The sequence below is a fragment of the Amycolatopsis sp. NPDC058278 genome (assembly GCF_042881395.1).
In the GTDB taxonomy this organism is placed as follows: domain Bacteria; phylum Actinomycetota; class Actinomycetes; order Mycobacteriales; family Pseudonocardiaceae; genus Amycolatopsis.
The window spans coordinates 1-10,135 of sequence record NZ_JBHVXZ010000211.1; the positions used below are offsets into that span (position 1 = coordinate 1).

At 72.0% G+C, this 10,135-nt stretch carries 9 protein-coding genes and 1 pseudogene; 4 read left to right on the forward strand and 6 right to left on the reverse strand.

Going from position 1 to position 10,135, the window contains the following annotated elements:
- Positions 1-149: 149 nt before the first annotated feature.
- Together ACFVYA_RS48225 and ACFVYA_RS48230 are read left to right on the forward strand one after the other, a co-directional pair.
- Positions 150-785 (forward strand): Crp/Fnr family transcriptional regulator, encoded by a 636-nt coding sequence (locus tag ACFVYA_RS48225; RefSeq protein ID WP_387055174.1) that lies wholly within the window; start codon positions 150-152, stop codon positions 783-785.
- Positions 786-1,255: 470 nt separating this feature from the next.
- Positions 1,256-1,384, forward strand: a complete 129-nt coding sequence (locus tag ACFVYA_RS48230; RefSeq protein WP_387055176.1) for a hypothetical protein — start codon at positions 1,256-1,258, stop codon at positions 1,382-1,384.
- A 172-nt stretch (positions 1,385-1,556) separates the two neighbouring features.
- Here the strand turns inward: ACFVYA_RS48230 and ACFVYA_RS48235 are convergent.
- The 4 genes and pseudogenes from ACFVYA_RS48235 to ACFVYA_RS48250 all read right to left on the reverse strand — a co-directional run bounded on the left by ACFVYA_RS48235 (position 1,557) and on the right by ACFVYA_RS48250 (position 4,117).
- Positions 1,557-2,403: pseudogene (locus ACFVYA_RS48235) on the reverse strand (NADP-dependent oxidoreductase).
- 15 nt (positions 2,404-2,418) lie between these two features.
- Positions 2,419-2,736 (reverse strand): PPOX class F420-dependent oxidoreductase, encoded by a 318-nt coding sequence (locus ACFVYA_RS48240; protein ID WP_387055178.1) that lies wholly within the window; start codon positions 2,734-2,736, stop codon positions 2,419-2,421.
- A gap of 17 nt (positions 2,737-2,753) precedes the next feature.
- Positions 2,754-3,494, reverse strand: coding sequence for an MFS transporter (locus ACFVYA_RS48245; protein ID WP_387055181.1), 741 nt, complete (start codon positions 3,492-3,494; stop codon positions 2,754-2,756).
- A complete protein-coding gene (locus tag ACFVYA_RS48250) occupies positions 3,401-4,117 on the reverse strand; it encodes an MFS transporter (RefSeq protein WP_387055183.1) in 717 nt (238 codons plus the stop codon). Before ACFVYA_RS48250 ends, ACFVYA_RS48245 begins: the two co-directional genes overlap by 94 nt.
- Positions 4,118-4,255: 138 nt before the next feature.
- Between ACFVYA_RS48250 and ACFVYA_RS48255 the strand changes: the two genes are divergently transcribed.
- Positions 4,256-4,738, forward strand: coding sequence for a TetR/AcrR family transcriptional regulator (locus ACFVYA_RS48255; protein WP_387055185.1), 483 nt, complete (start codon positions 4,256-4,258; stop codon positions 4,736-4,738).
- A 9-nt stretch (positions 4,739-4,747) separates the two neighbouring features.
- On the opposite strand, the gene ACFVYA_RS48260 is transcribed toward ACFVYA_RS48255, so the two are convergent.
- Together ACFVYA_RS48260 and ACFVYA_RS48265 are read right to left on the reverse strand one after the other, a co-directional pair.
- Positions 4,748-6,895 (reverse strand): FUSC family protein, encoded by a 2,148-nt coding sequence (locus tag ACFVYA_RS48260; protein WP_387055187.1) that lies wholly within the window; start codon positions 6,893-6,895, stop codon positions 4,748-4,750.
- A 58-nt stretch (positions 6,896-6,953) separates the two neighbouring features.
- Complete coding sequence (locus tag ACFVYA_RS48265; protein ID WP_387055189.1) at positions 6,954-8,591, reverse strand: FMN-binding glutamate synthase family protein; 1,638 nt, start codon at positions 8,589-8,591, stop codon at positions 6,954-6,956.
- A gap of 86 nt (positions 8,592-8,677) precedes the next feature.
- Here ACFVYA_RS48265 and ACFVYA_RS48270 point away from each other — a divergent pair, with 86 nt between their 5' ends.
- Entirely contained in the window at positions 8,678-9,643 is a 966-nt protein-coding gene (locus ACFVYA_RS48270) for a TIGR03557 family F420-dependent LLM class oxidoreductase (RefSeq protein ID WP_387055191.1), read from the forward strand.
- Positions 9,644-10,135 lie beyond the last annotated feature (492 nt).

The window sequence follows — 10,135 nt, forward strand, 5'->3', positions numbered from 1 at the left end:
CCGGACACCGGCCCTTCGGACAAGCCACAACCCGAACCTGCCGCCGCCCAGCCTACCCCCGCCAGGATCGCCCCTTGACATAAAGGGGAGCCATGCTTGATACCGCGTGGCCTCCCACCACCTTCGCCGGCCGGCTGACCACCGCCGAGTTGGACTGGACGCTGACCACGGGCAGCGAAGTGCGCTACGAGGTCGGTGAGTGCCTGACGACCGGGGACGAGGTGCTGCTGATCTGCCACGGCGAGGCCAAAGTGGTCGCCGAAAGCGAGTCGGGCCAGCGACTGCTGGGGTTCCGCGGTCCGGGAGACCTGGTCGGCGAGCTCGCCTATCTCGCCGACCCGCAGTGGGTACCTTCGGTGATCGCACTCCGGCAACGGCCGGTGTCCGCCGTCCGCCTCGACCGGGACCGGTTCACGGCATTCCTCGACACCCACCCTCGCGCCGCGCTGGTCCTGGCACGGACGATCGCGGAACGGCAGTGTGCGCTGGAGCGCAGCCGCCTCGTGCCGTCCAGCTTGCCGATGGAACGCAGGGTGTCGGCCGTCCTGGCCGAGCTGGCCTGGTTGTCCGGCGCCGGCTCGCGTTCGGTGGACGTCGACATCCCCCTGACCCAGCTCGAGATCGCTCAGCTCTTGGACGTCGCCCAGGTCTCGGTCCAGCGGGCATTGCGCGCACTGGCCGCGCAGGGACTGGTCCGGCCCGGCTATCGCAAGATCCGGGTCTGTTGTCTTGCCTGCTTGCAGGATGCCGCCGTAAACCTCGTCGTCGGGACCTGCCGCCATTGAAGGACGCCGCTTCCGGACGAAGTTCGAGGGAATGTTGGGGTTGGTCACTGTCAAAACCGGCAGCTCGCCGCGCCGGATGGGCCGTCACCGAGAAGCCCAGAACGGTCGGGGATTCTCACCGAAGTGCGCATCCGGGCGAATTCGACTGCGACCCCCCGAGGCGGGAAGTGAGCGTTGAGGCCGCTGAGGTTGGGCACGATCCACCCGCGCGCTGCTGAGTGTCGCTGCTGCGGATCGAGCTGGGCGCCCGGCGTTGCGAACGCCGTCCGCCATCCGGTCACGCTCAGCATCGCCGGCCGCGGCAGGAAATGCGGCATCGCTCTCGCGCATCGGTATTCTTTCGCCGGGGAAGGAGTTCCCGGTACGTGCTCACGGATTGTACGTGGGCGCGGAGAGCGGTGGTTCGCTGCGCTGCCGGCCGAGCTTCGACGAAGGAAGACCACCACTGGTGATGATCATGCTCGTGCCGGGTGGAGGACAACCGGCACGAGCGCGCTCCGGCCAGCGTGGGCCAGCAGCTCGTGGGGCAACTGACCAAGCGGCTGGTCGAGTCCGCGCTCGACGGCGAGGGGCGGTCGCTTGTCCTGTTGCGGCGATGAGCCGCCAGACCTCGGCGGGATCGGCCAAGCGGCGATCAGCGCGACCGCCTTACCGCCTGTGGATACGATGGTGTCGCGATTTTGCTCGCCTGATCCCGCTCGTCGAGCCCGTGACGGGCCCAGGAGTTCCGCGCTGCCGGTTCGTTGTAGCTCATGGGAATCGGTTTGTCCGTCAGCTGACGACGAGGACCAGTCGCCCGCGGACGTGGCCGGTCTCGCTCGCCTGGTGCGCTTCGGCGATGCCGGCGAGGGGGAAGGTGCGCTCGACCGGCAGCCAGAACTCGCCGGCTTCGATGAGTTCGCCGATGGTGGTCAGGGCGTGGAACGCGTTGCCGTCGGCGAAACCGTTGCTGAAGTGCACGCCGTGCTGCTCGGCGCCCGCGAAGTCGGCGAGGGTGATCACGTTCTTCGGCTCGCCGCCGGCGAGGGCGATGAGCTCGGGGAGCACGCCATTGCCGGCCACGTTGAGCGCGACGTCGACGCCATCGGGAGCCAGGGTGCGGACGCGGTCGGTCATCCCGTCGCCGTAGGTCACCGGTTCCGCGCCCAGCATGCTCAGGAAGCCACTGTTGCGCGCGCCGGCGGAGCCGATCACCCGCGGGCGACGGCGAGCTGGACGGTCGCGGTGCCGATCCCGCCCGAGGCACCGTTGACGAACAGGGTGGTGCCGGCGGCGACGTGGAGCTGGTCGAGGCCGCGGGTGGCCGTCTCCAGGGCGACCGGATGCCGGCCGCGTCGACGAACCCGAGTGACGGCGGGATGAGAGCCCGGAAGTTCAGCAACGCGTATTCGGCGGCGGTCGCTTGGTCGTCGGAGATGCCGAAGACACGGTCGCCGACGGCGACGTCGGTGACGCCTTCGCCGATCTCGTCGACGACGCCGGCGACGTCGGCGCTGGCACTGATCCCGGCCGCGTGGACCTTGATCCGGACCTGGCCGGGGCCGGGGTGCGGGTCGGGCAGGTCCACGATCTCGAGGACTTCGGGGCCGCCGTACTGCTTGAACTGCACTGCTTTCACGGTGATCGTCTCCTGTCAGACGTTTCGGCTGTGGGGGCCGGGGGTTTCGACGTTGGTGAGCGCATCGGCGTGACCGCGGATCTCCAGGGACCGGACTCGCCAGGGGTTCGTGCTGGGGACGTCGTCGATGACGAGCGCGATGCGTCCGTTGTCGGCGACGTTGCGGAACCGGCGGCTCTTGCGGAGGTTGAGCCCCATCAGGTCGATGGTCTGCGTGTCGGGGTTGTAGGTGAAACCGATCGGGCTGACCTGGAGGGTCCCTTCGGGCCGGGCGGTCGCCACCCGGCACAGCGGCTGGTCGGCCAGGTACCGGGTTTCCTTGTCGGTGAACACTTGTCTCCTTGGGTCGGTCAGTGGATGAGGACGGGTTCGGCCTCGGGATCGACAGTCAGGGGGCCGCTGAGGAAGAGCCCGGCCGAGAGCACCGCGCCGCCGAGGAATAGTGCGGCGGCGATCCGGAACACGACGTGGTAGCCGGCGAAGGTGGCTTGGGCGATGGTGTCGGGGTCGGTGGCCGTCCCGGCGTGGGCGGCGAAGTGGCCGGCGGTGGCGGTCGCGCCGAGGGAGCTGAACACGGCCAGCCCGATCGAGCCGCCGACCTGCTGGGTGATGTTGGCCAGCGCGGACGCGACCCCGGTTTCGTGAGGCAGTACTCCGCTGGTCGCCGCGTTCTGGCCCGGTCCGAAGATCAGGCCGAGACCGAGGCCGATGACGAGCAGGGCCGGGAGCACCCCACCGGGATACGTCGAGCCGGCGTCGATGCCGGTGAGCAGGACCATGCCGACGGCGGCGAGGAGGCTGCCGATCGGGACGATCGGGCGGGGGCCGACGCGGGGGAGCAGCACCGCCCCGGAGACCACCGCGCCCGCCATCACCAGGACGGCCATGGGCAGGAACGCCAGGCCGCTCTGCACCGGCGTGAACTTCAGGGTTTGGGCCAGGTAGTAGGTGACGAAGTTGAACACGGCGAAGCCGCCGGTGCCGGAGATACCGATCGTCAGGTAGGCCGCGCCCCGGTCGCGGTCCAGCACCACCCGCAGCGGCAGCAGCGGATCCCGGACCCGCCGCTCGACCAGGACGAACGCGACCACGAGCAGCACACCGAACCCGGCCGGGCCGAGCGTCCACGGGTCGGTCCAGCCGAGGGAGGCGGCGTTGCCGAGTCCGTGCACGACGCCGAACAGGCCGAGCAGGGCCAGGACGGTGCCCGCGAGGTCGAGCTGGGTGCGTTCGGGCGCGCGCGGTCGACGAGGAAGACCAGGGCGCCGGCGATGGCGATCGCGGTGATGACGACGTTGACGTAGAGGCACCACCGCCACGACAGGTTCTGCGTGAGCACCCCGCCGAGCAGCAGGCCCAGTGCGCCGCCGGCGCCGGAGATCGCCCCGAAGACGCCGAACGCGCGGCCGCGCTCGTCGGCGTCGTCGGCGAAGGTCACCGACACCATGGACAGCGCGGCGGGGGCGAGGACCGCGGCGAAGGCGCCTTGGGCGATGCGGGCGATCAGCAGGAGGGTGAACCCGTCCGCGGCGCCGCCGAGCGCGGAGGCGGCCGCGAAGCCGAGCATGCCGATGACGAACAGCCGTTTGCGGCCGTAGAAGTCGCACAGGCGGCCGCCGAGCAGCAGCAGGCTGCCGAACGCGAGAGCGTAGCCCGTCACCACCCATTGGCGGCTGTCGTCGGAGAACGCCAGGTCGTGCTGCGCGGTGGGCAACGCGATGTTGACGATGGTGGCGTCCAGGATGACCGTCAGCTGGGCGAGGCTGAGGACGACGAGCGCGAGCCACCGGTTCGGGACCTCTGGCTTCGCGACGCGGCGCCGCGTCCGCCGCGGCGGAACACGCCGCTGACCTTGACGCGGATCATCGACGCGGCGATCGCCGAACTCGACGCGGCGGGAGTGGAACGGCTGACGATGCGCAAGCTGGCCGAGCGGCTCGAGGTGACCTCCACCGCGCTCTACTGGCACGTCGCGACCAAGGAGGACCTGCTCGACCTCGCGCTCGACCACGTCGTCGGGGAAGTGCCGGTTCCCGCCCCCGACGGGAGACCCCGGGCGGGGCTGCGCGCGTTGCTGATGGACTGGCGGGCCGCGATGCTGGCGCACCCGTGGTCACCCGGACGCTCGCGGGGTTCGTGCTCGATGGCGGACGCCACCTGGCGCCGGCTGGACGATCCGGCCGCGATCGCCAAGGTGCGCGCGCACATCCTGGACTCCGCCGAGCGCTATCCCACGCTCAGCACGTCCGGGTTCGTCGATGCCGGCTGGTCGGACGCCGAGCGGTTCGCCTTCGGCTTGGACCGGGTGCCCGACCGGCTTCTCACCACGAGCTGAGACGCCTGCCTACCGCCACCAAGGACGATGGCGCTGGGCCGCCACCACGCCGGCCGGCTCGACGAGTTCGGCGAGACGGGCGGAGATGTGCTTGATGTGCTCGTGGACCCACAGCGCGCAGGCGAGGTCGCGCACCGAGGCGCCGGGCTGCTGGAGGAGGTCCGGGAAGGCGGGCGGGGCGAGCATGGGGACGTCACCGTGGTCGGTGCGGTCCAGGCGGGAGGCCAGGTGGTCGTACCAGGCGGCGAGCTGGCCCGCCTGGTCGCCGAGGAGCCGGCGGAACGGGTCCGGCTCGACGTGGGGGTTCGGGAGCCCGGCCAGCGAGTGCGCGGTGAGCCGTGAGCGGACGGTCCCCATGACCAGCCGCCACAGGTCGGGCTTGGGGACGTGCTTGGTGCCCTGCTCGCTGAGGAACCCGCGGAGCGCGTCGTCGAGGCGTGCTCCGGCCGCGGTCGCCGCGGCGGGAACGGGTGGGTCGTGCCGGAGTCCGAGCGCCCAGTTCGCGGCCGCGGCCAGGTACGCGCCGCCGGCGCGGAACGCGTCGGCGAGGTCGTCGGCGACCACGGCCCGGGCGCCGCGGGGCCAGAACAGCGCGCCCACCACCAGGCACACCGCGCAGCCGATCGCGACGTCCTCGATCCGCACGACACCGATCTGCCAGCCGGCCGGCGCGAGCAGGTTGAACAGCACCGAGACCGTCACCGTGAAGGCCGCTTGGCCGGCGGTGAAGGGCAGCGCACCCGGCGCGTAGCCGGCGACCAGCACCGCGATCGGGAGGGCGATCCACAGCGCGGGCGCGCTGGTGCCGATGACCAGCAGCAGCAACGCGCCGACGACGACACCGAGCGCGGTCCCGATCAGCGCCCGCAGCGCGGTCGACCCGGTCGCCGCCGCGTTGCCGCGCAGCACGGACAAAGTGCCCAGCACGACCCAGAACCCGTGCTCGACGCCACTCGCCCCGGCGACGACGACCGCCGCGGCCAGCGCCACCGCGCCGCGGAGGCTGTTGACGAACCACACCGACCGCAGGCTCGTGTGCGGCGAAGCTACGCGGGCCAGCGAGGCCACGGAGCGCCCGCCGGGAAAGCGGGTCCGCCGTCCGCCGGGGACCGCGGCGCGGGCTTCGGTCACCGCCTCACGGACGGCGAAGGCGCCGGTGCGGGCGTGGAAGGACAGGTGCACCGCGTCGACGTAGCCGGGATCGCCGGATCCGAGCGCGCGCAGCCGTTCCACGCTCGCCTGGACCCTGCGGTCCAGCTCGCCGGCGTCGAAGGAACCGGGCCGGCCGGCCAGCAGCCGGGAAACCTCGCGCAGGCCGGCGCTGGTCTCGGCGAGCAGCTCCCGCTCGACCTCGGGTGCTCCGCTCAGGTCCGGGTACTCGCTCGTGGTGTCGGCGATGACCGAAGCGCACCATTCGAGCAGGCCCACCAAGTTGTCGAGAGCCTGGTCTTCGGCGGCCAGGCCGGTGGGGCGGTAGGGCGTCGCGGTGAATTCGTCGATCAGGTGGTGCTTGGCTTCGACCGCCGCTTCGTGCGCCGTGGCCACGCCCGCGCCGCCGCCCAGGGCCGCGTCCAGGTGGTCGGCCAGCGCGCCGGCCGCCCGCGCCGCCGCGTCCCGCAGGGCCGTGGCGGGGGACCGGGGCGACAGCAGCAGGACGGCCGCGGTGCCGACCACCGAGGCCAGCCACCAGCCGCCGAGACGGGCCGGCACCATGCTCATCGTGCCGGGGGAGGCGGCCGGGAGGACGTAGGCGAGCAGCGCGGCGACGCCCCCGGCGGCCGCGTTCGGTCCCGCGACTCCGCCGAAGAGCACCAAGAAGGCCACGACGAGCGTCACGACCGCGGCCAGCGGCAGTGACGCGCTGGCGGCGGTGCCGATCACCAGCAGGACGCTGCCCGCGACGGCGAGTCCGAAGTGGGCACGCAGCTTGTCCCGCCGACCGCCGCCGAAGGACGCCATGACCAGCGTGGCGAACCCGCCGAAGGCGGCGAACGTCGCCACCTGCAGGTCGCCGATCACCTTGATGCTGAACGCGAAGAGGACGGGGACCACCAGGGTGGCCCGGACAGCGCGCAGGGCGGCGGTCGACGACCACTGCGGGATCCAGTCCCGGGGCGTTGCCCGGCGGGTCTTCAGAGCGGGGGAGTCGATCGCCACCGGCCGAGCATAGACGGCGACGGCGGCGCGAACGTCCTGGTGGCGGGACTGCGGCTGATCAGACGGTGAAGCGGTCGGGATCGGCCGCGGCCCAGTCTTCCGCCCAGCCCCGCGGGGGTTCGGACAGCAGCTGCCCGGGCGCGAGCCAGTCGTAGAGCTCCGCGTAGGACAGCACCTGGTGGGGATCGATGCGCCGGCGGAGCATGTGCGGTCGGAGCTCGGCGGGGAACCGGACGCCCATCGACGCCATGATCTGCTGCGCGCCGGTCACCGTGGCGCGCTGGAACCGTTCCACCCGCAGGGACTTGTCTTCGACGTCCAGCGCGCGGGCGCGGCGGGCGTCCTGGGTGGTGACGCCGACCGGGCAGCGGTTGGTGTGGCAGCGCTGGGCCTGGATGCAGCCGACGGCGAACATCATCGCCCGCGCCGCGTTGGTGTAGTCGGCGCCCTGCAGGAGACGCTTGACGATGTCCGCGCCGGTGGCGACCTTGCCGCTGGCGCCGAGCTTGATCCGGTCGCGCAGGCCCGTGCCGACCAGTGCGTTGTGGACGGTGATGAGGCCTTCGGTCAGCGGGGTCCCGATGTGGTCGGCGAACTCCAGCGGCGCGGCGCCGGTCCCGCCTTCGGCGCCGTCGACGATGATGAAGTCCGGCGTCACACCCTCGGCGAGCATGGCCTTGCAGACGGCGAGGAACTGGCGTCGCGACCCGAGGCAGAGCTTGAACCCCGTCGGCTTGCCGCCCGCCAGCTCGCGCATCCCGGCGATGAACCGGACCAGCCCCCGCGGAGTGGAGAACACCCGGTGGTAGGGCGGGGAAATGACGCTTTTGCCTTGGGGGACATCGCGGACGCGCGCGATCTCGGCGTTCACCTTGCCGCCGGGCAGTACGCCGCCGATACCGGGTTTCGCGCCCTGGGACAGCTTCAGCGACACGCACTTCACGGCGTCGTGTGCCGCTTTGTCGGCGAATTCCGCTTTGTCGAAATTGCCGTCGGAGGTCCGGCAGCCGAAGTAGCCGGTGCCGATTTCCCAGACGAGGTCGCCGCCGTGCCGCAGGTGGTACTCCGACAGCCCGCCTTCGCCGGTGTCGTGCGCGAACCCGCCGAGCGCCGCGCCCTTGTTGAGGGCCAGGATCGCGTTCGCGGACAGGGAGCCGAAACTCATCGCCGACACGTTCAGCAGCGCCATGTCGTAGGGCTTCGTGCAGCCGGGGCCGCCGATCCGGACCTTCGGCGGATCGTCGGGCGCCGCCACCGGGGCCATCGAGTGGACCAGGGACTCGTACCCGTCGGCGTAGACGTCGCGTTCGGTCCCGAACGGCTCTTCGGCGTCGGTGCCCTTGGCGCGTTCGTAGACGATGCTGCGGACGTCCCGGTCGTACGGGCGGCCGTCGAAGTTGCGCTCGACGAAGTACTGCTGCAGCTCGGGCCGCAGGGCTTCGAGCAGGAACCGCAGGTGCCCGAGGATCGGGTAGTTCCGCAGGACCGAGTGCCTGCGCTGCGCGAGATCCCAGCACCCGACGCCGGCGAGCAGGAGCAGCGGCACGGCGAGCAGCCACCACAACGGGCCGGCGAACAGGGCCAGCGCGGTGACGCCGAGCGAGAGCAGCGACAACACCGCCACCGCAGCGAATCTGAGCACGGAACCGAAGCTAACGGCGTCCCCGGCCGGGCGCAGGGTGAGGGCGGCGATCACGCCGCCGATGGGGCATTCGTCCCGTGTGCTGCCCGTTCCGCCGATGCGGTGGTGTGCCGTTCGCGGGGGCGGGGTACCCGGCCGGCATGACGTCGATCGGCTACTTCCTTTCGTGCGAGCAGTACGGTCCCCGCGAGCTCGTCGCCCAGGCCCGCGCGGCCGAGCGCGCCGGGTTCCGGCGGCTGTGGATCTCGGACCACTTCCACCCCTGGAACGACGCGCAGGGCCAGAGCCCGTTCGTCTGGTCGGTGATCGGCGCCCTGTCGGAGGCCGTTTCGCTGCCGATCACGTCGGCGGTCACCTGCCCGACCGTCCGGATTCACCCGGCCGTGCTCGCCCAGGCCGCCGCCACCGCCGCGGTCCAGCTGGACGGCCGGTTCGTGCTGGGTGTGGGCTCGGGGGAGGCGCTCAACGAGCACATCCTCGGCGACCCCTGGCCCTCGGCCGGGCAGCGGCTGGAGATGCTCGAGGAGGCGGTCGACGTCATCCGCAAGCTCCACGCGGCGGGGGCGCGCGGCGAGGCGGTGAGCCACCACGGGACGCACTACGAGGTGCAGGACGCGCGGATCTACACCGTGCCGGCCGAGCCGGTGCCGATCTACGTGTCCGGGTTCGGGCCGCAGGCCACGAAGCTCGCCGGGCGGATCGGCGACGGGTACTGCACGGTCGTGCCGGACGCCGACCTGGTCCGGGCCTTCCGCGAAGCCGGCGGCGGGGACAAGCCGGTGCAGGCCGGGATGAAGGTCTGCTGGGACGCCGACGCCGGAGCGGCGCTGGACCGGGCGCACCGGCTGTGGGCCAACGACGTCCTGCCCGGCCAGCTGGCCCAGATCCTCCCGCGGCCGGAGGACTTCGAAGCCGCGACGTCGTTCGTCCCCCGCGAGGCCGTCGGCGAGGCGATCGTGTGCGGCGACGACCCGAAGGCCCACGCGGAACGCGTCCGCCAGTACGTCGACGCCGGGGTGGACGAGATCTACGTGCAGCAGGTCGGCGCCGACCACGAGGGATTCTTCCGCGGCTGGGAGGAGCACGTCCTGCCCGAGTTCCACTGAAACGGTCCCGCTGGGACGGGACACCGGCTCGGAAACCCGGACCTCGGAGGTCGTCCTTCGGGGACAGTTCGACGCCCGGCTTCGCCCACGCCTCGTGGCCGGGCGCCCGTCCCGGCCACGCGGGCCGGACCGCACGCCGCTTCGCCGGCCGGATCTTCGGAGCCGGCGACCGGACCGTCGACAGACGGCGGGGAAGTCTGCCTCTTCGGGCAACGGGCGCAGCTGCTGGACTACCTGGAGGCGCCAACCAGAAGTGGGCGCGCGGCGACACCGGCGGCATCCTCAAATCGAGACCGCCGACGGTGGAACGGCCGACGGCACCGCGGTCCAGATCCACGACTGCACCGGGACCGCCACGCAGCAGTGGCGAGTCCAGGCCGGTGGCGCGGTCGTCAACGTCGGGTCGGCAAGTGCCTCGACGTGAAGGGCCACGGCACGGCCCACGGCACCCCGTTCGTCATCTGGCCGTGCAACGGCGCCGCGACCCAGCGG